This window comes from Methylobacterium sp. PvR107 (genome assembly GCF_017833295.1).
GTDB lineage: Bacteria > Pseudomonadota > Alphaproteobacteria > Rhizobiales > Beijerinckiaceae > Methylobacterium.
Window position 1 is genome coordinate 504,499 of the sequence record NZ_JAFIBW010000001.1, and the last position, 19,520, is coordinate 524,018.

General features: G+C 58.4%; 12 protein-coding genes, 6 pseudogenes and 1 other annotated feature. Of the genes and pseudogenes, 4 read left to right on the plus strand and 14 right to left on the minus strand.

The genetic code is table 11. The features are described from left to right. Positions 1 to 88 precede the first annotated feature (88 nt). From istB to pseI, 6 genes and pseudogenes are all read right to left on the minus strand, one after another. A pseudogene (gene istB, locus JOE48_RS02225) lies at positions 89 to 957 on the minus strand (IS21-like element helper ATPase IstB). Continuing rightward, positions 954 to 1,532, minus strand: a pseudogene (locus JOE48_RS02230) (Mu transposase domain-containing protein); the annotation flags it as partial. The pseudogenes JOE48_RS02230 and istB, both read right to left, overlap by 4 nt. Before the next feature lie 109 nt (positions 1,533 to 1,641). Next, positions 1,642 to 2,862 (minus strand): IS256 family transposase, encoded by a 1,221-nt coding sequence (locus JOE48_RS02235; RefSeq protein ID WP_210026721.1) that lies wholly within the window; start codon positions 2,860 to 2,862, stop codon positions 1,642 to 1,644. 119 nt (positions 2,863 to 2,981) lie between these two features. Next, positions 2,982 to 4,049, minus strand: a complete 1,068-nt coding sequence (locus tag JOE48_RS02240; protein ID WP_280921288.1) for a Gfo/Idh/MocA family oxidoreductase — start codon at positions 4,047 to 4,049, stop codon at positions 2,982 to 2,984. After that, positions 4,046 to 5,014, minus strand: a complete 969-nt coding sequence (locus JOE48_RS02245) for a zinc-dependent alcohol dehydrogenase (protein WP_210026731.1) — start codon at positions 5,012 to 5,014, stop codon at positions 4,046 to 4,048. The genes JOE48_RS02240 and JOE48_RS02245 overlap by 4 nt, the downstream gene beginning before the upstream one ends. A 715-nt stretch (positions 5,015 to 5,729) precedes the next feature. Further along, positions 5,730 to 6,779: a pseudaminic acid synthase gene (gene pseI, locus JOE48_RS02250; RefSeq protein ID WP_210026737.1), complete on the minus strand. Its 1,050-nt coding sequence runs from the start codon at positions 6,777 to 6,779 to the stop codon at positions 5,730 to 5,732. 249 nt (positions 6,780 to 7,028) lie between these two features. Between pseI and JOE48_RS31155 the strand changes: the two genes are divergently transcribed. Continuing rightward, entirely contained in the window at positions 7,029 to 7,448 is a 420-nt protein-coding gene (locus tag JOE48_RS31155) for a GNAT family N-acetyltransferase (RefSeq protein ID WP_210026738.1), read from the plus strand. Between the two features lie 190 nt (positions 7,449 to 7,638). Here the strand turns inward: JOE48_RS31155 and pseG are convergent, their stop codons facing one another. Genes pseG through JOE48_RS02280 form a run of 5 tightly spaced genes read right to left on the minus strand, consistent with a single transcriptional unit; the run spans position 7,639 to position 12,252 of the window. Then, positions 7,639 to 8,667: a UDP-2,4-diacetamido-2,4,6-trideoxy-beta-L-altropyranose hydrolase gene (pseG, locus tag JOE48_RS31160; RefSeq protein WP_210026742.1), complete on the minus strand. Its 1,029-nt coding sequence runs from the start codon at positions 8,665 to 8,667 to the stop codon at positions 7,639 to 7,641. Then, complete coding sequence (locus JOE48_RS02265) at positions 8,664 to 9,449, minus strand: HisA/HisF-related TIM barrel protein (protein WP_210026744.1); 786 nt, start codon at positions 9,447 to 9,449, stop codon at positions 8,664 to 8,666. Before JOE48_RS02265 ends, pseG begins: the two co-directional genes overlap by 4 nt. Then, the gene (gene hisH, locus JOE48_RS02270; RefSeq protein ID WP_210026746.1) at positions 9,443 to 10,063 is read right to left on the minus strand and encodes an imidazole glycerol phosphate synthase subunit HisH; all 621 of its coding nucleotides are present in this window, start codon (positions 10,061 to 10,063) and stop codon (positions 9,443 to 9,445) included. Before hisH ends, JOE48_RS02265 begins: the two co-directional genes overlap by 7 nt. Before the next feature lies 1 nt (position 10,064). Continuing rightward, complete coding sequence (locus tag JOE48_RS02275; RefSeq protein WP_210026749.1) at positions 10,065 to 11,096, minus strand: class I SAM-dependent methyltransferase; 1,032 nt, start codon at positions 11,094 to 11,096, stop codon at positions 10,065 to 10,067. Between the two features lie 4 nt (positions 11,097 to 11,100). Beyond that, positions 11,101 to 12,252 carry an N-acetyl sugar amidotransferase gene (locus JOE48_RS02280; RefSeq protein ID WP_245252689.1) on the minus strand — a complete coding sequence of 384 codons (1,152 nt, stop codon included), beginning with the start codon at positions 12,250 to 12,252 and terminating at the stop codon, positions 11,101 to 11,103. A 571-nt stretch (positions 12,253 to 12,823) separates the two neighbouring features. Between JOE48_RS02280 and JOE48_RS02285 the strand changes: the two are divergent. Further along, a pseudogene (locus JOE48_RS02285) lies at positions 12,824 to 13,243 on the plus strand (helix-turn-helix domain-containing protein); the annotation flags it as partial. Beyond that, positions 13,127 to 13,243, plus strand: a sequence feature (AL1L pseudoknot). Its footprint overlaps the pseudogene before it by 117 nt. 72 nt (positions 13,244 to 13,315) lie before the next feature. Here JOE48_RS02285 and tnpC read toward each other — a convergent pair. After that, positions 13,316 to 14,140, minus strand: a pseudogene (gene tnpC / locus JOE48_RS02290) (IS66 family transposase); the annotation flags it as partial. A gap of 62 nt (positions 14,141 to 14,202) precedes the next feature. On the opposite strand from tnpC, the pseudogene JOE48_RS02295 reads away from it, so the two are divergent. Then, a pseudogene (locus JOE48_RS02295) lies at positions 14,203 to 14,495 on the plus strand (transposase); the annotation flags it as partial. Between the two features lie 16 nt (positions 14,496 to 14,511). On the opposite strand, the gene JOE48_RS02300 reads toward JOE48_RS02295, so the two are convergent. Both JOE48_RS02300 and JOE48_RS02305 read right to left on the minus strand, forming a co-directional pair. Then, a protein-coding gene (locus JOE48_RS02300; RefSeq protein ID WP_409518550.1) for an IS3 family transposase occupies positions 14,512 to 15,677 on the minus strand; the annotation gives its coding sequence in 2 pieces (ribosomal slippage) (positions 14,512 to 15,419 and positions 15,419 to 15,677; 1,167 coding nt in all). 495 nt (positions 15,678 to 16,172) lie between these two features. After that, positions 16,173 to 17,843, minus strand: a complete 1,671-nt coding sequence (locus JOE48_RS02305) for a hypothetical protein (RefSeq protein WP_210026766.1) — start codon at positions 17,841 to 17,843, stop codon at positions 16,173 to 16,175. Positions 17,844 to 18,555: 712 nt separating this feature from the next. Here JOE48_RS02305 and JOE48_RS02310 point away from each other — a divergent pair. After that, positions 18,556 to 19,366: pseudogene (locus JOE48_RS02310) on the plus strand (IS5 family transposase). Positions 19,367 to 19,520: the final 154 nt, after the last annotated feature.

A 19,520-nucleotide genomic window follows, 5' to 3' on the forward strand; every position in this document is an offset into this window, starting at 1 on the left:
ACAGAAGCGTGTGTCAACGAGCGCCGAAGTCTCCGCATTTGTGGGCTTTCAAAATTCCCTACCCGGCGGGTTCGATGGTGATCGGTGATCAGCCGGCGATATGATCAAGGGTCGCCTTTTTGGGTGGCCGGCCGCGGCGTCGTGGAACCGGCGGCGGGGTGATCAGCGCCTTCGAACGGACGTGCTCGGGGATGAGATCGCCGTGCTGGCGCAGCCGGTAGCTCGCCCCTTCGATCTGGATGACGACGGCGTGATGCAGCAAGCGGTCGAGCAGGGCCGTGGCCACCACGGGATCACCGAACACCTCACCCCATTCGGCAAAGCCGCGGTTCGAGGTCAGGATCATCGCTCCCTCTCATAGCGCGCGTTGACGAGTTGGAAGAACAGGTTGCCCCCGCCCGGGACGACGGGCAGGTAGCCGATCTCGTCTACGACTAGGAGCGAGGCCCGGCTGAGGTAGCGGATCCGCTCGCGCAACGCGCCGTCGCGCTCGGCCTTGGCCAGCGAGGCGATCAGATCGGCCAGCGTCGAGAACACCACGTTGCGCCCGGCCTTCACCGCCTCGACGGCGAGCGCCGTGGCCAGATGGCTCTTGCCGGTTCCGGGCGGGCCGAGGAGATGGACCACCTCGGCCCGGTCGATGAAGGTCAGTTCCACCAGCGCCATGATCCGCTCCCGGTCGAGGGAGGGCTGGAAGGTGAAGTCGAAGCCGGCGAGCGTCTTGATCGTCGTCAGGCGTGCCACCAGCAGGGCGGTCTTCACCCGGCGGTTCTCGCGCAGCGTCAGTTCCTCCATCAGGATCTCGTCGAGGGCGGTGACCCCATCGATCTCGCCCTGCTCGATGCGCCGGACCGTGGCGTCGAGGACTTCGAGGGCTCGCGGCATGCGCAAGCCGACCAGGCTGTGCTTGATCCTGTCGAGGGTCCTCGCGGCATGGGCGGGAGCGGTGCGGGTCATGACCGGACCCCGATCCCGGCGGCGAGCCGCTCGCCAACGGCTTGGTAGACGGCCAGGGAGCGCTGCGCGACGTGATCGCCACTCCGAACGATCGGCAGGCTGTCGAGATGGCCGTGCCGCATGGCTCGGGCGGCCGCGCCCTGCCGATGCTCGGGATCGACGCGGTACTGACGCCGTCCCCCCGGGATCGGGTGGCTCGCCACGAGCCGGCCGCCGTCGAGGATGCGGATCGTGTCGGGCAACTGGTGCACTTCGACGACGCGCCGGGTCCGATCCGGCACGCTGTAGTAGTTGCCGCCGATCGAGACGAGGCCGTCGTGGCTGACGCGCCGTTCGAGCTTGAGCAGGACGTCGAAGGGCACGGCGGGCAGCGGCTGCAGCTCGGGCTTCTCGGCGGCGAAGGCCTCTGAGACGACTCGCTGCGTGGTGCCGTGCAGGCGGACGTTGGCGATGGTGTTGAGCCAAGTCCGGAGCTGGAGGTTCAGGTCGTCGAGGTCGCGGAAGGAGCGGGCAACGAAGAAGTCCTGGCGGATGTAGGAGAACGGCCGTTCGACCTTGCCTTTCGTCTTGGTGCGGCCTAGGCAGCTTGCTTACTCTGTGCGCAAGTTGCTGTTGGCTTCGTCACCCTAGCGACAACGACATCGGGACTGTCAGGAATTCCGTGTGCGGGCGGCGGATTGAACATCAGGCCGCCATGGCCCGGGTGAAGCGCTCGCCGAAGATGACGGCGAACTGCGCCTTGGCCATGACCCACTCACGCGGGCCCATCTTCCACGCCTTTTCGGAGCGGTTCAAGACCAGGTAGAGCAGCTTCAGCGCGGCCTCGTCGGTCGGGAAGTGCCCGCGGGCGCGCACAGCCCGGCGCAGCGTGGCGTTCAGAGCCTCGATGGCATTGGTGGTGTAGAGGATCCGCCGCACCTCGCCGGGGAAGGCGTAGAACGGGATCACCTCGCCCCACGCCCGTCGCCAGCTCTGGGCGATGGCCGGGTAGCGCCGGCCCCACTCACTCGCCTCGAAGGCCGCCAGCGCCGCCTCGCCGGCTGCGGCATCGAGCGCGCGGTAGATGTCCTTCAGCGCCCCCGCCACGGCCTTGCGGTCCTTGTAGGAGACGAAGTCGAGGCTGTGGCGCAGCAGGTGCACGATGCAGGTCTGGACCAGCGCCTCGGGGAACACCGCCCGGATCGCGTCGGGGAAGCCCTTCAAGCCATCGACCACGGCCAGGAGCACGTCCTCGACGCCGCGGTTCCTCAGCTCGTTCATGACCCGCAACCAGAACTTGGCGCCCTCGTTCTGCTCCAGCCACAGGCCGAGGATCTCCTTGGAGCCGTCGGCGCGCACGCCCAGCGCGATGTGGACGGCCTTGTTCCGAACGACGCCCTCGTCGCGCACCTTGATCCGCAGAGCGTCGAAGAACACGATCGGATAGACCGGCTCCAGCGGCCGGGCCTGCCAGGCGGCGACCTCCTCCAGGACCGCGTCGGTCACCGCGCTGATCAGGTCGGGTGAGACCTCGATGCCGTAGAGCTCGCGCAGGTGCGCGACGATCTCCCGGGTGCTCATGCCGCGGGCGTACATCGACACGATCTTGTCGTCGAAGCCGGGAAAGCGGCGCTGATACCGGGCGATCAGCTGCGGATCGAACGTCGCCTGCCGGTCGCGCGGGATCGCCAGCTCAATCCGGCCTGTCTCGGTCGTGACCGTCTTGCGGCCATAGCCGTTGCGCGTGTTGCCGGCGTCCTCGCCCGCCAGATGGTGGTCCATCTCGGCGTTGAGCGCCCGCTCGGCCAGGGCCTTCTTCAGCTCGTCCAGCAGGCCATCGGCCTCGAAGGCCGTCTTGGGATCGGCCCCAGCCAGGAGCTGGTCCAGGATCGCGTCAGGGATACGGGGTGCTTTGCGTCGTGCCATCGGGAACCTCCATCGGATCCACTATGGCCGCCCGAACACGAAATTCCTGACAGTCCCACGACATCGCGCCTCCGAACGAGCAGCCCATCTCCGATCACGCCGGGAATGCATCTATAGTACTAGGCCGGCCGTCCGCCGGTCATGGCTTCCACGGCCAAATCCTGCGGTATTTCAGAGAGCCGTAAAGGACGACCACCCTCTAGGTGGCTCGCGATTATTCCAAATAAGAGCCTCTGCCCCAGGAATATCTCCGCCTTCAAAGCCGAGTTTTCCGAACGGGCACCGATGTCGTCCTTAAGGCACGACACCAATTGCTGCAACGCGGCGGTTGTTCCACGAAACGGCGATGTCCGAGACGGGGTTACCGACTTCCAGTGTGGGTACGGATCATCCCCAGCTCGGCTGCGAGATTTGAGTACCCAACCGTCGTTTTCAACCACGACAGCACCATCTTGACATTCCAGGGTAAGCTCACCCAAACCAGATTGAGAGATGTGGCCAATAATTCCATCCTTGAACTCAATTACAGCATTCAGAACGATAGGATCATTCAAAACGACACCGGAAGACTTGTCAAAATCAAGCTTATCCAACCGAGCTTGAACACTCAAAACAGCCTGAGGACGAGCCGCCCACAGCATTAGATCGACACTATGAGGATGAGTCCAGTATAGCGGACCAGGTCCAAATCCAACCCGTATCTCTCTCAACTTACCTAGATCGCCTCGCGTCACAAAATCGAGCGCTGTGAGATATGGTGACAAATGCCTGCGAAGGGCACCTATCGTCAAGAAGATTTGCTCCGAAGACAATTCCGCTTCGAGCTCGTTCAGCTCCAGCACCGAATTGCATAACGGCTTCTCAACATGGATCGCCTTCACTCCAGCGCGAACACAACGCTTGATCAATGCCGCTCTACCGGGCGTACGAGTGGCGATGCAGACAAGCTCCGGTTTCACTACATCCAACATCTCCTCGAATCCCGAGAAGCCGTCGCATCCATATCGCGCCTGAGCCACCGAAAGCTTCGAAGCGTCACTGTCGACGATCGCAGCCAAATCCAGGCTTGGGTGGTCAAGGATAGCCTCTGCATGCGTCAGCGGGAACCAATCGGATGGCAGCCATTGCCGCGCGACATCACTTGCGAAGGCGCCCATCCGTCCACATCCGATGACTGCAGCCCTCATCGGGGCCAATCCAGAACGTAGGTTAACGCTCCTCTCTCTCGATCAATCAGGCGTTTATAAGCATCTTCGATGCGCCTTGCGGGAAAAGCACCTGAGATTAACAAATCAGGCTTCAGTGTACCATCCATGATTTTTCCCGCAATAAACGCGATATTGTCTCGCTCGTTTCGAGGGAGAAATCCACGCGAGTCATTGTACTCTGGAGATAAACCCACCGCCTCGATACGAAGCTGCTTGTCGTAGAAGTCTTCAGTGGGTAGCGGATTTTGCTGTGGTGCTGGCTGCCCTCGTCCGGGGAAGCCCAATACTGCGATTGTGCCGAACTTTCCCGCTGCTTTTAGCGCCATCTGCCAGTCACCCCAAGAATTTGTCGTTAGCAAAACGACCTCGGCCGCGGGTCCGGAATAGGGCCGGCGCAAAAGATTGTTTGCACCGAACGCCGTGACGACGCTGAGATCCGCATGATCTGAAACGGCGTCAACGCGACATCCCGCGAGACTAGCCATTGCCACGCATGCGAGCCCTATGACACCCAACCCGATGACAACGACACGCGCGCCGATCTGCGCTTGGCTACGAACGACAGCATTGTAGCCGAGATGAAATAGATAACTCGTCGAGATATGGCGGGCGTCTGCCTGATCGGGCAGCCGCAATAACACGCCCGTGTAATTAACAACAAACGCACTCCGATGAGATTGAAAAGTCAGCACTCTATCGCCGACCTGAAACTTGTCGCTCCTGCTGTCCGTCACCCTCGAAACGTTGCAATAGCCCAATAATCTTGGATACGCAGCGGAGGGGCGGAGTGGGGGAAGTCCTACGTACGCTGCGATCTCTGTACCGGTTGAGATTGCGGACACCAACGTCTCACACAACAGGTCACCGTCCATCAATTCCGGCAACTCCTCTTCAACAAATTCGATATGCCGGGGAGCCATCAGCTTAGCGACAGTTGATTGCATATTAGGACCATCTCTCACCAGGTGCCGCATTAAATATTGTTGTGATGACAAACAATGAAATAGACTCGGCATAATATCGGACAGACGAAATCGACATAACGACGAACTCCAGAGTCAGAATGTCAATTTAACTGAAGATATCAGAAGCCTATGACGACGAAGGTGCGTCTTTACCCGGATCGCTCCCGAAGGCGGGCCGATCAGAAACCGGATTGTATGGCAGATCTTCGATCGCGGGCTTGATGCTTAATTCTCGATATTTTGATTCGGGCATCGCGAAACTGAGGGTTCCATCCATAACTTGGATTTTATTATCACCAGTCCTTCTATCGACGAGTCGGTACAGTCCACGTGCAGATTTCATCATCACTTCGTTCTCGCTTCTTGCTACGTCGGAACCAGGACTTGCAGCACTCGGACCATGACCAAATTATGCCACTTGGCGAGCACCAAATCTTTCTTTGCAGGTCGACATCAATCCAACAGTGGCTGATACACGGTGAGTAGTGCTTTTTCTGAAGTTTTGCAATGTCGGGCGAATCCTCGCTTCGATGTAACGTGCATTATGCCAGCCGCTAGTGGACAGGTTAAGAGTTTTTCTTAGGGCCGAGCTTACAATTACCGCAGCTGATTTCCTCAGTACAATATTGCTTTGAAGATCGAGACGAAACATAATATAATCGCAATCTTTGTTGTTGCTACTTCGATTTACCCATCATTCGACAAACGACCAATCTAAAGCTGTCCCTCTTAAAATATCGATCTTCGCTTTACGACCGAGAACTTCGCCAACGAATTTCGGTGGCAACCCATATCCTGGCCGGATCGAGCGTACATTGGCGCGCGTCAGTGTCTCGCCCCTCATAATATCAGCAACTACATAGAGAGACCGGCGGAAAGCCAGATTGCTTCGCTCGCTTCCAGCCCGCTCTACTCCTGAACTCCCCAGTGCAGCCCAGGTCGTACGTACCTGCTGGACTAGATCTGCGAATTCAGACGGCTCCAAGGAGAAGGCCGCATCGGGGCCGCCGTCAGCCCGTCGAAGCGTTAGGTGCTTCTCGATCATAGTTGCACCAAGAGCAACGGCGGAAGCGGCGATCCCGGTACCAAGAGTGTGGTCGGACAGGCCGACCTCTGTTTCGAACTCTGAGGCTAACGCTGGGATGCTGCGTAGGTTCATATCCTCTGGCGGTGCTGGATAGGCGCTGACGCAGTGTAGAAGGATGGGACCGGCTCCGCCGTTCTCCCGGACGGTTGCTACAGCTTCCGCAATTTCAAGCCGGGTCGCCAGGCCCGTAGAGATAATCACGGGCTTCCCGGTTCGAGCCGCAGAGGCAATAAGCTCAAGGTCAACAGCTTCAAACGATGCGATCTTGTAAGCTGGCGAGTCAAGTTCCTCAAGAAATTCCACGGCTGACTCGTCAAACGGAGAGCTGAAAATCGGCAGCCCAATTTGCTCAGCTTTACGGAATATTCCGTGGTGCCAGTCCCACGGCGTTGAGGCCTCGCTGTAAAGATCGTATAGAGTACGCCCTCTCCAGAGACCCTCCGCAATCTGAAAATCCGGTCCGTCATGATCTATCGTCAACGTATCGGCCGTATAAGTTTGGATCTTCGCCGCGTCAGCACCGGCGGCCTTGGCGGCCTCTAGGATTGCGTAGATGCGCTCAATCGAGCCGTTGTGGTTAGCAGAAACCTCGGCGACGATGTAAGGCGGATCGCTAGGCCCGATCCTGCGACCGGCGATCGTGAGACCCGCTGACATGGGTTGACTCCTTCTCTCTATCTTCTCGCGGTATCCGCTTCTAAGTGGAACGCCACAACACGTGTGGTGTATATCCGAACCAAGGTACCGAGGATCCAGGACACTAGCAGGCTGTTGAAAAAGTCGAAATGCGTCTCAGAAGATGGAGACGATATACTGTTGGTAGGTGCAGTTCCATATGGCCACACCAGATGTAGGTATAAATCCCACATGCCTAGACTTTTTCAACACCCTGCTAGCGGGTTCGTCATGACTCTGCACCTTCGGCATGCTCGTCCTTCAGACGCCTCGTGGCTCTTGGAGTGGCGAAACGATCCTGCAACGCGCCTCGCCTCGATCAGTGAAGCCGAAGTCGACGCTGAATCACATGAGGCTTGGCTGCTCAAAGCGATCGCCGGTGCAGGCAGAACGTTACTCATCGCGGAAACTGATCGGCCGGTTGGCGTGGTTCGGCTAGATTTTGGTGATTCCACGGAGATGAGTTGGACGGTGGCTCCGGAGGCGCGAGGCCAAGGAATCGGGCTGCAGATGGTGCGCGCAGCGTTGCCGAGCGGTCGAGTTTTTGCCTGTATCAAATCCGAGAACATTCCCTCTCAGCGGATCGCCGCCGGTGCTGGATTTACGCTCCTCTCTGACGGACGACTTCAACGTTGGGAGCGGGCTGGCTAGATCCCGATGCCACCTGAGCTTCAGCGGATTTGAATAACGAGAGACGTACGCGAAAAAGCGGCCAACTTTCGTAGGGCGATTAGGCGTTGAAGGTTCCGCTGTGACGCTCGGGACATCGACCTCGCTGCATTTTTTGCTCCACCGGTCCACCAACTTCGACGGAGCGCCCGCGGAGGTACGAATCGAGGTGTCAGTTATCACAATAAAGGGCCTCTACCGCGTTTGCGACCCTCTGAACGCCCTTTCCGTCGCATATCGCGGCGGCTCGTCGCGACATTGTACGTAGCGAAGTATCGGCGCTCCGAAGGTGCTGGAGCGCCGCGGCTGCACGCCCAGCTAGACCTTCGTTGGCCGGCCCGAGTGAGAGGCCCGCGCCAGCCCTCTCGATCGCTTGCGCAATCGCCTCCTGATTGGAGGCGAGGATGACCATCAAGCTGGGAAGCCCGAGGCAGCATCGTTCCCAGGTGGACGTCCCAGCTGCTCCCAATCCGAGGTCTGCAGTAGCCATCAACGAGGCCATATCTCCAACTCTGCCGTGCCAGGTCACTCTACCTTTCCGGCTTGTCGAGGTTCGAGCGTCGCCCGTCACGACATCGATGGAAAGGGTCGGATCACTTTCCGAGATAGCCTCAACTAAGCACTCAAGTAACAAGCCGTTGTCTGCCAGACCAAGGGCGATTAGAAGACGCCGGAAGTTGGGCGCCAAGCGACGCTGTTTTATAGAAGCGGCCCGGAGTTTGACGAAGTCGGGTCGAATAAGTGCGAAAGTTGGCCCAATCAGAAGCCTTGACCCGTCTGGCACTAGGTTCAGGTAGGCATCCGACGAGATTCCAAGCGTTTGATCGAGCAACAGATTACAATTATGGGCGCGGTCGCCGAGATCATCGATCACAAACAGGAAGTTTGCCCAGGGCCGGCAAGCGGTTTCAAATTTGATGTCCAATGAGTAGTGGTCAGTGACCAGAAGATCGCAACCGTCGGGCCAGCGTCGAGCGCAATCCTCCGGACTAGGTCCTCCGGATTGTTCAACCACCAGCATTTCGGGCCAAACGGCCCAAGCTCCAAGATGAGCCGTTGTCTGGGCGTCGGTCGCAAGTGCCACCCGCCAGCCACGACGCGCGAGTTCATCGGCCACCGTGCGACAGCGAAGAATATGGCCCCCGCCGATCGACTTGTTACCGTCGGCTCGGAAGACAGCAAGCCGTCCTTGCCGTGTCACCGAAAGTCGCCGAACCGGGTACGGAGAAGCCGTTTGATGCGGGGGTAAGCGTCTTCTGTGAAGTGGAATATATTGCCTGCAGCGATCGCTGGGACCGTCGTAGCCTCAAAAGTACGAACGAAGTGAATGTCTCGTCCGGCTCCGCCGCAGGCAATTACTGGAATATCGACAGAATCAACCAATTCAGCGATTCGGGCTATATCGAATCCGCAGGCAACACCGTCGCGATCGATAGCGTTCAGAAGGATCTCGCCGGCCCCGAGCTCCACAGCTCGCCGAGCGCTCTCGACGGGTGAAAGAGCAACGCTTTTGGTGCCGCCCTCTATGAAAGTGACGGGTTGCCCGTCTACCAATCTATAGTCGATGCTTGCTACAATAGCCTGGCTCCCGTACGCATGCGCGGCGCGGGTCACCATCGCAGGATCTTCATGCAGAACCGTGTTGAGTGCAATCTTGTCTGCACCGTTCTCAATGCGCATCGCAACATCGCCAAATGTACGAATTTGTCCACCAAATGTAAGCGGGATACGACATTGGCCCGAAATCTGTGAAATCAAACTCGCAAAGTCAAACGCGCCAGGATACCGCACGTCCGTGCGACCAGCCTCGTACCTCTCCTCACGCCCAATATTGAGCACGATCAACTCGTCAACCTCCCAGTCCATCATCCGCTCGATGTGGTGCACAACTTGGCCGAGCACTTGATGCGTTCGGAACAACTCGCTGCGCACCATCCAGCCGTTCAATAGATAAAGGACGGGGATAAGGCGACGCTTCAGCATGGTAGTGAGAGGAATTGTTTGAGAAGGCGGCCACCTGCAACGTCGCTCTTCTCAGGATGAAACTGCACGCCGTGGATGTGTCCCTGTGAGACAGCCGCGACAAAGGAGCCGCCGTAATCTGCCGTGGCGGCCACGCACTCCGCTGGACAGCGCAGCGCATAGCTGTGCAGAAAATAGAAGTCCGTTCCGTCGAGATCCGCGACAGGCGAACCCTTTTTCCTCACCACAATGTTGTTCCAGCCAATGTGAGGAAGACGCAATCTTCTGTCCTGAGACTCAAGACGACCCACAGATCCTTCAATCCAGCCTAGGCCCTCGTGACTACCAAACTCTTCGCACGTACATGCAAGTACCTGCATGCCGACACAAATGCCCAGAAATGGTCGCCGTTCCTCGATTACGAGGTGATTCAGAGCACTCTTCAAACCTGTGGCTTTTAGCTGGTGGAGCGCTGCTCCGACCGCCCCGACGCCAGGCATAATGATTCGGTCAGGAGCGGCGGCGATCAATTCGTCACCGCTGTGCAGGACTTCCGGCTGGACACCGATGCGCTGCAAAGCAGCCACAACCGATTGAACATTTCCAAGTCCGTAGGATACGACACCGACGACCATGTCAGGATTTACGAGCGATGAGCAGCATAGAAGAGGAGAGACCTGAAGCCGCAAGGAATGCTTGGAAGTGTTCCGCTACAGCTCGATCAGGACCGGCTACAATCTTTGAAACGAATTTTCCGAGCTCATCCTCTGATATGAGGCCGTGCCGGAGCGCCGAAGATACGATCTCCACATCCAGCCGACCGGGTGTAACGACCTTGACGTCGACAAAGCCAACTCGTTCCGCCAAAATGGTTATCGATGCCGGTGAAAAATAGTTCAGATGTTCATGATCGACTGTATCGGAGCGTGCGCCGAGGACTTCCGTGTCAAAGCCCTTGATGTTCGGACAACTCAGCATTACGTGCCCTCCGGGCTTGAGAAGCCTGAAAATTTCTTTCATGAATGCGAGGGGTGAGAACAGATGTTCGATGACCTCGAAGCTGCAGGCCACATCAACAGAGCAGTCTAAATTTACTTGCTCTACCGTGGACTCGATGACTTCAAATCCTTTTTCGCGACAAGTTGCTGCGAGGGTGGGAACTGGCTCGATTGCGACGATTCGATCAAATCGTCCCAACGCGCGAATTTCTTCGCAAAATAGGCCATATGCGGCTCCGATTTCGACGAGGATACCCCCTTTGACTAGGCCGGCTTTTTCGCAAATCTCGTCGATAATCCGAGCCCGTGGCCGGAAGATGCGTTCCTTGCGTGCCGTTGCGCTCGATGGATATATAGTCTGACCCCAGAAATAATAAATCTCTGATTGCGCATAGAATTCAGCCAACATACCGGGCGTTGGACGGGGCGATATATACTGGGTTCCACAATCGTCACATACGACATGATGCATCCCGTATTTCTCATACAACGGGTGGCGCCCGCTGCAGTTACAGGCCGGGCAATCTACCTCTACAAAACTCCCCGATCTCTCAGAAAGCCAGCTTATGTCGAGTGCAAGCGCCCGCTGGTGCCCCTCTTGGTAGATCTCCGGTCGGACTGAGTCGACGGTGATAGAGCCGGATTCTCCGGCGTCGGAAAAAATTGTCACGATATCAATCCCAGATATTTCTCTTCCGCCACTCGCCTGCCGCGTCTCGCCTCCAGACAGACGCGTCGCGGAACGAGTCGGCAATCTTTTCGAAGCGCTCCCTGTCGTAATCGGCGTAGCGCAGCCAATATTCAAGATCGGACGGCACAACATGGTCGTATCGACGGACCATTTCTATACCTTCCTCTCGTGTCATCAAACCAGCGCGAATATCTTTGCATGCGTGATCGGTGCCTCGGCCATATCCGAATTTAACATATTTAAGATAATCATGAGCCCCGTTTTCGTAACGATCATCGAGGTTCGACATCCGACGATAAGTTCGATCAAATGGCACCGGCGACGCTTCCCAACCATAACGCTCAGTCACGAGCCGGGCGTGAGCATTAGCATCCCAGGGATCAAAGTTACCAATGAAAATGCCGCGCAGACCGAGTGACCTCACTTCTTCATCGGCTGGATACTTGCACCACTCGAGCTCGGCTTCCTCGACTGGATCCTCTTCGTCGCCTAGCATATCGAACCAGTCATAGCCCCGCAGCAATTGGTCGCGACGGTAACGCGCGGTATACTCGACTCGATCGTGAAGCGAGTGCATTCCACCAATATCGGTCCAGCCGTGCTCACCCCAGAACACTAGAGGGATACTATGTTGAACAGCGACCTTCATCGGGATCGTCGCAATCCCAGCATGATTCTGCCAGTTCATATCGCCCATTTTGCGGAAACACAGCCGGTTCATCCGCACTAGCACTTCAACACTCGGCGATACGATTATATGATCAGCCTTGAAGCGCTCCTTCATCGTCATCAGGTTGCGCCAACCAACGTCAAGGTAGTTGTTGCCATTGTACGTAACCAGCAACGGCCTAAGGCCGAGCTTTTCGATCACAAAATGCGCCTGATAATAGCTGTCTTTTCCGCCCGATACTCCAATAACGCACTCGTATCCAGACGGCTTTCGATACGGCTCAACAATCTCCAGCAATTCTTCTAGGCGTTCATCCCAGTCAATGGTTTTCTTCTGCTCGTGTACGCGGCAGCCACTGCAAACGCCACTTTCATCAAAGGTGGCCGTTACAGCAGCGCGCGATGGATTCACGCAGCGTGAGCACCACCGCGCAGGTGGAAGGTCATAATTGAAAACGTTGGACAAATCGCGCGCTCAACCGTCAGATCAAATGATAGCTAGGACGCCTCATATCGCGACCGGCGCCGCATGACGCAGGCCCGCTCTTCTCTACAATTCCAACTCGCCTTTTAGAGCTGAGCGTTCGCGCATCTAGGCCAGGCGATGCTACGCTGGATCCCCATGGGTTTCAACTCCGCAGGGCATCTTCATGCCGGTGCGCATCCAGCATATCCTGTCGTAATTGCCGCCCGTCACTTGTATGGTTCGGCAGCTAACTTCGACCAGGATAAGGCTGTTGTGGGAGCAAAGTTCGGCGAGATCCGCAACGTCGCTCAGCGCTGACGTCGCTGGTCCACGTCCGAGACAATCAATTTTGTTGGATAAGGACGGCAACCCGTCTCGTCAATATCGTGCCCGCGGTTGTCGGGGATGCGACGTTTGGTGAAGGCTGCCATCAGCCGGTGCGACCCAGGGAGGAGGCGGTCCGTACGAAGCCGGTGGGCCCGCTGAAGCGGCGCGCCAGATCGCGAACGCCTGCTAGTGCATTGACGCATACGGAGGACTCACAGACGATGTGGGCCGTGCGAGCCTGCGGTTGACTCATACTGTCTGTGTGATCCCGAGCGCCGACGACCTGACCCGCCTGTCCGCCGTCGTCGCAAATCGGATACGACCTCTCAAGCACATACAGCGCGCTTGCATCGTCCTGCTATTGCCGAGCGCCTCTTCGTTCTGGAAGTCGCGCAGCAGGCGGGTGTCAGCCGGTCCGCCGTCTGGCGCTGGCAACAGCGCTATTCTGAAAAAGGCGTCGAGGGTCTCCTGCGCGACAAGACCCCTCGCCCGGTAAGCCGCCCCAGTTCACCGACACCGTGGTCGACGAGATCCTGAGGAAGGCGACCGCGTATTTTGTCCGGGCGGAGCTCGACCGCCGGTTTCGGTCATGATCGCCTTCATCGACGATCATCGCGCCACCTACGGGGTCGAGCCGATCTACAGGGTGCTGCCGATCGCCCCGCCGATGTAGGACGCCCATGCCGCGCTGCGGGCCGATCCTGCAACGTCGCCGACCTGAGCGTAAGCGCTGTCCTCAGGCCACGGCTTTGAGGGCTGGAGTTGGCTGGTAAGCCCAGGGCAGCAGATCATCGAGGTGTCGCTGCGGATGGCCGTCGATGATGCGGGTGATGACGTCGGCCAGGTAGGCCTGCGGCTTGACGCCGATGAGCTTGCAGGTCTCGACCAACGAGGCAATCACCGCCCAGTGCTCGCCCCCTCCGTCCGAACCAGCAAACAGGGCATTCTTCCGGTTCAAAGCCAGCGGCCGGATCGCGCGCTCGACGGTGTTGGAGTCGATCTCCACGCGCCCATCATCGAGGAACAGGCTCAGCCCCGCCCAGCGGCTCAGGGCATAGCGGATCGCCTCCGCCAGGTTGCTCTTGCGGCTCAGGAGGTCGAGATTCTCCCGCAGCCACGGCTCCAGCGCTTCGACCACCGGCCGGCTTCGCTCCTGACGGGCCGCCCGTCGCTCCTCGGCCGGGCGCCCGCGGATCTTGGCCTCGATCCGGTAGAGCACGGCGATGCGCGACAGCGCCTCTGTGGCGATCGGCGAGGCCGCGGCAAGGTCATAGAGTTGCCGACGCACATGGCTCCAGCAGTGGGCCAGCCGCACTGCGCCGCCCTTGGCCAAGCTCTCGTAGGCCGCGTAGCCGTCGACCTGGAGCACGCCTGCAAACCCGGAGAGATGCGCGATCGGTCGTCCAGCCGTGCGGTCGGGCGCGTATACGTAGGCGACGCCGGGCGGATCGGTCCCGCCCCAGGGCCGGTCGTCGCGCGCATACGTCCAGAGCTGGCCGGTCTTGGTGCGGCCGCGGCCTGGATCGAGCACCGGTGCCGTGGTCTCGTCGGCAAACAGTAAGGTTCAAGCCTTGGCCGTCTGGTTCAAAATCAAATGGCCTCCGGGAAACCCAGTGCGGTTCACTCGACGCTTCCCACGTGAAAGCCCACCGCTCGGCCGCTAGCGGAAAAGGGAGGCCGGGAGCCAGGCGATCGGCCGATCGCGGGGCGGCTCCACGAGCAAAGTCCATTGCTTGGCCGATGGTCGCGGCCGACCGGTTGCGTTCGCGCTGACGCCCGGCAACGTGGCCGACATCATCATGGCGCTACCCTTGTTGCGGGCCGTGGTGCCGCCCAAACGTTTGTTTGCCGACAGGGCCTACGACGCGCAGAGCCTGAGAGATTGGCTCAAGAGCCACCGGTTGATCGCCACCATCCTGGACTTGCTCCGGTTTAATGGAGAGCGGTTTGGTGGTTGAAGCCCCTCTCGAACTGGATAGGGCTGGTGAAGCCCAGCGCCGAGTGACGGCGGCGGGGATTGTAGAAGCCATCGATGTAACGGGCCAGCGCGACGATGGCTTCCGCTCGCGTCTGGAACGTGGTGCGCCAGACCAGCTCGTTCTTCAGCGTCTTGAAGAACGTCTCGACCATCGCATTGTCAAAGCAGTTGCCCTTGCCAGACCTCGAGATCACGATGCCATGTCCTCGTAGCTCCGCCTGATACTCGTTCGAACAGTACTGGGTAGATTCAAGTGGTCGTCGCAACAGCCTGCGGAGGGCAGTTGCGATGGCGGGTCGACGGCGTTCGGATCGGGCACTACGGGGCAAGTTGAGATCGCCGGGGCGTCCGCCAGTGGCACGGCGGGAGTACAGGTCGAGGACCACCGCCAGGTACAGCCAGCCCTCCCGCGTCCAGACGTAGGAGATGTCCGCGCCCCATTTCCGATCCGGTCCCGCCGCCGTGAAGTTCTGATCGAGGTGGTTGGGCGCGACTGGGAAGGCGTGGCCGCTGTCCGTCGTGCGTCGGAAGCGGCGCGGCTGGCGGGCCTTGAGCCCGTTCTCCCGCATCAGCCGGGCCACGCGCCGCCGGCCTGCCGCCAAGCCCTGCTCGCGCAACTCGTGCGTCATGCGGGGGCTGCCGTACGTCTCGTGCGAGAGCGTGAAGGCGGAGCGGACGTGGGCGAGCAGCACGAGATCCTCGCGCTGCCGCGCCGAGGCTGGACGGTCCTTCCAGGCAAAGTAGCCGCTTGGACTGCCGTCGAGGACTTTGCACAGGCGCGCGACCGGGAAGTCCTTCTTCGCCGCATCGACGAGGCGGAACCTCGTCGACTTCCCTCCTTGGCGAAAAAAGCTGTCGCTCGCTTTAGGATCTCCCGTTCTTGGCGAAGCACCTCGTTCTCGCGGCGCAGCCGCTTGAGTTCGGCAGCCATGTCTTCCTGTCGCTCGGCCGGCGGGTGGTCCATCTCCCGCTCACGCCGGCCGTCAATCCAGTTGCGCAGCGTCGAGAGCCCGACGCCGAGATCAGCGGCGATCTCCCGGCGGGACCGCCTGCTCGTCTGCGCCAGTCGCACCGCCTCGGCACGAAACTCAGGGGTAAAGGTCTGCTTCCGGTCTGCCATCGGAACCCTCCTCCTTCAGGAAAAGAGCTCTCCACTTTTGCGAAGCAAGTCCACCCTCGACCTAGCACGCACAAACAATCGATCTCGCCACTTGGGTTCAGGAGCCGCAGGAGAGAGGGTTCGCGATCAAGGCGGTAGCGGACACACTCGGGGTTGCCCGCACCTATCCGGCCTGCCCCACCGCGTGATTCCCACCGCAAGCCGGAAGATGCGCGGCTGCTTCCAACCATTTGCGCCATCGTCAATGCCCGCTCGAGCAGTGGCTGCCGCTGGGTCACCGCGCCGGCGAATCGGGGCTGCGCTCGAGCGGCGAGGCGAGAGTTGCTACCGACCGCGTGCTGCGCATCGGTTAATACCCAGCGCACTCCTTGCACCTCGATCGGACACAGGAGCAGCGCAACCTGGTTCGTGTCCGTAACTCGATCACGCTTCAGTTTCCGGCCCTCTGCTCCGGGATGCTTCAAGATCAGCCTCGTCCGGAGCCGCACGGCTTGGTCATGCTTTAAGACCATGCATCCAGGATTTAAGCCTCGAAAACTTAGTGAAAGACGTCCGGGCTCCCAGACTTTTCACGACTTCAAAATCGAATATCTTCGTCGTGTGTGGGGAAGTGAGGCCATGTTTGATGTTTCTGTACATAGGATCTTGATCCACTGAATAAGTCGAAAGGTCATCCGCTGCTCTCCGCCAGTAATTCCCGGAAAGAGTATCGACGCCATCACCGTAGTAAAACACTCCGGTCAGACCCAAATTCTGATTCATCATAAAATATAGTCGCGCTCGATTGACAATATCCTGCTCCAAGGGTTGAAAAGTCGCGTCATCCCTGAACGCGGCGAGATAGGCCTCTTTGCTGTCTATAACCTTGTTGAAGCCGAGATCCGAATATTGAGAATAACCCGCAGTTATACAAGGAACTCCATTGGCTGGGAAATCGTAGCCCACGCTGCCTCGAATTGTTACACCTAAGTCAGCAACCGACAACAATTCTTCCCTCGTTAAGTCGTCTTCGATTATTCTAATATTTTGAGAAGATCTAAATGGCTCAACAATGGAGTTCCACGAGTCGGTACGATTATAAGCTGCATCCCACGGATGGCGCTTGAACAGCCAGTACCTCGTATCAACATCTTCCGCTATCTTTAAGGTTTCCTCTAACCAGATGTGGTAATCGAGATAGATATTTTTGTCAGCGAATGGCGCATCGGAAAACGCGTGCGCGCATACTGCTACGACATACTTCGCTGGATCCTCCAGTCCCAGGCGGGTTCGGACCCGTTGCTTCAACTGTGAAGAGTCATAATCCGACGACTGAGGTTTTACCCACCAATTCGGCAACTTGCGTCCAGCAGCTGAAGCAGCAAACAAATCTTCGGTTGTTCTTTGGAATTTGTCACGCTGCGGCCAAATTGTATTGTTGAACGCAAAAGTATCGGCAGCTCGCATCAATGTCTGAACTGGTTCCTTGATATCCCGATGTCCCCGCACCAAATAACATAAAAGAGGCATAACGGGGTGGGCGTGTATAATCGGGATATTGCTTTGCAGGGCCAAATGCGACAGAATACCCCAGAAATTATACACCAAATGGCCGGAAACGATGTGCGAGACATTTCGGTCATGCAATAATTTCGATATATGCCTGTGAAGCTGACGGGCTTCATCCACGAAGTATGCGATGCTATTGTCAGAAACCGTAGAGTCATGCATAGCGCGAAGAAAGGTCTCGTAGGCATAGCGCCCTAAAGGCACATTGGATACCGCGTAGTTGGCTGCCGCCTCTCGCAACGTGTCACGGCTGGAATCGGCAGGCACTTTCAGGCACGATGCCAAATCGAAAGATTCATCTTCGGCAACATCGATAGTTATGATCTCTTTAACCCCGAACGAGGAGCAAATCGCCTCTAGATCGATTCGACTTCCATGTGTAATGATGGATCTGTCTGTATCGCCGCTCTGTGTAATTCCGACGATCGCTCCACCAGTTAATTGCTGCACATATTTTGCGATCAGCAAATTCATCCTTATGTATTCTGGAGCAAAATGGTATAGATCTACGATAATTTCAGAACTGACCACCTGTGGGATCTTGGAATTATTCCAATATTTAGCATTTGTAGCGAGGTATGCTTCGAACGCTGTCCTACCTTCTTCAGTGACTAACATCGATATGTCCAATGCTGGTAGGTATGGGATTCAATCTCATCGAAGTGCGGCACTTTTATTGAGCTGCAGCAGGACGAGGCTTCAAGGTTTGCATAGACTACGCCGCTCTATTATTCTGATTGCAGAACCCGTGAGGCTGAATAGTGAAGTGGTAGCAACTAACGCGACATGTTATTTTCACTATATTGAAGAAAATTGTGGTTATCGATACTCTGAATAGACGAGAATTGTACTAATCTCATAGAGGGAGCCTCGCTTCACGCCGTCCGCGTTGGACGCTCTGCTGAGAACGTGGGAACTGAGCTTTACAGCCGAACGCACAAGAATAGATGCCTCATTGTGAGGTGTACGCCCCCAGCACATAAAGGCGGCAAGGAAGGGTCGGCGACTTCTTTCACTCAAGTTCGTCTGCCGCGCTGGCAGCTTTTCGTAGCCGTTCCATACAGCGCGACGTCTACGACAATTTCGAGTGTGAGATCAAGCTTGGGCGACGGTGTTGAGTCGTTCTCACTGCCTGATATCGTGGGGTAATTCATCCCTATGAAACACCTCTGTCCCGCGGTTCGGCGCCACCCATGAAACGGGCGGGAGCATTGCGATATGTCGTGACGTATCCCGACGGTCTGCTCTGGCCTAAGGGCGCGTTTCCCGGCTCTGTAATCCCTAGAGGCTGTTATGGACCTGGTTGGGGCTGATGCTCAGATGAGTGGAGATGAGCCCTGTCCGCAAGCCGTATCCGTCCGACGTTTCCGATGAGGAGTGGGCGCTGGTCGCGCCCTACCTGACGCTGCTGCGCGAGGATACCGGTCAGCGAGAGCATGCGTTGCGCGAGGTGTTCAACGGCCTGCGCTACGTGGTGAGGAGGGGCTGTTCCTGGCGGCTGATGCCCCACGACCTGCCGCCCTGGTTTGCCGTGTATCAGCAGGCCCAGCGCTGGCTGTCGGCCGGCTGTTTCGAGCAACTGGCCGAGGGATCTACGCGCGGTGCTGCGCATGGCCTCGGGTCGGGCGCCGGAGCCGACGGCGGCCGTGGTCGACAGCCGAGCCTTACGGTCCTCACCCGAGAGCGGCGAGCGGGCCGGCTACGATGGGGCCAAGCGCAAGAAGGGCTCGAAGCTGCACATGGCGGTGGACACGCTCGGCCACCTCCTGGCGCTGCACGTCACCCCCGCCGATGCCGATGATCGAGCACAGGTGGGACGGCTGGCAAAGGCCGCGCAGGCGGCGACCGGCTCGAGCGTCGAGGTCGCCTTCGTCGATCAGGGCTACACCGGTGAGAAGCCGGCCGCGGCAGCCCGCGAGCACGGCATCCACCTGGAGGTTGTGAAGCTGCCCGAGGCCAAGCGCGGCTTCGTGCTACTCCCACGCCGGTGGGTGGTCGAGCGCTCCTTTGCCTGGGCCACCCGCTTCCGCAGGCTCGGCAAAGATTACGAGCGCTATGCCAGCACCCTGGCAGACCTGCACCTCGCCGCCTTCGTCTGTCTCATGCTCAGACAGGCCGCTCAACTCGCCATAGGTTCATAACAGCCTCTAGACGGGAGGAGCGGGGCGTTGAACCTGAGGCAGCTTCACCGAGGAGCAGCTTGCCCCGCGCGGAAGCAAGCTGGAACCACTCCGAAGCAATCGGCAGTTCGACGTCACAGCAGCTGGAATAATAAGGAACTAAAAGCGCGCTCGA

Coding starts and splice junctions, on each gene's coding strand:
- pseI (WP_210026737.1), bottom strand. CDS start 6,779: ATGTCAGCGGGTCTCACGATCGCCGGTCGCAGGATCGGGCCTAGCGAT.
- JOE48_RS02245 (WP_210026731.1), bottom strand. CDS start 5,014: ATGCAATCAACTGTCGCTAAGCTGATGGCTCCCCGGCATATCGAATTT.
- JOE48_RS02235 (WP_210026721.1), bottom strand. CDS start 2,862: ATGGCACGACGCAAAGCACCCCGTATCCCTGACGCGATCCTGGACCAG.
- JOE48_RS02240 (WP_280921288.1), bottom strand. CDS start 4,049: ATGAGGGCTGCAGTCATCGGATGTGGACGGATGGGCGCCTTCGCAAGT.
- JOE48_RS02265 (WP_210026744.1), bottom strand. CDS start 9,449: ATGCTGAAGCGTCGCCTTATCCCCGTCCTTTATCTATTGAACGGCTGG.
- JOE48_RS31155 (WP_210026738.1), top strand. CDS start 7,029: ATGACTCTGCACCTTCGGCATGCTCGTCCTTCAGACGCCTCGTGGCTC.
- JOE48_RS02305 (WP_210026766.1), bottom strand. CDS start 17,843: ATGTTAGTCACTGAAGAAGGTAGGACAGCGTTCGAAGCATACCTCGCT.
- hisH (WP_210026746.1), bottom strand. CDS start 10,063: ATGGTCGTCGGTGTCGTATCCTACGGACTTGGAAATGTTCAATCGGTT.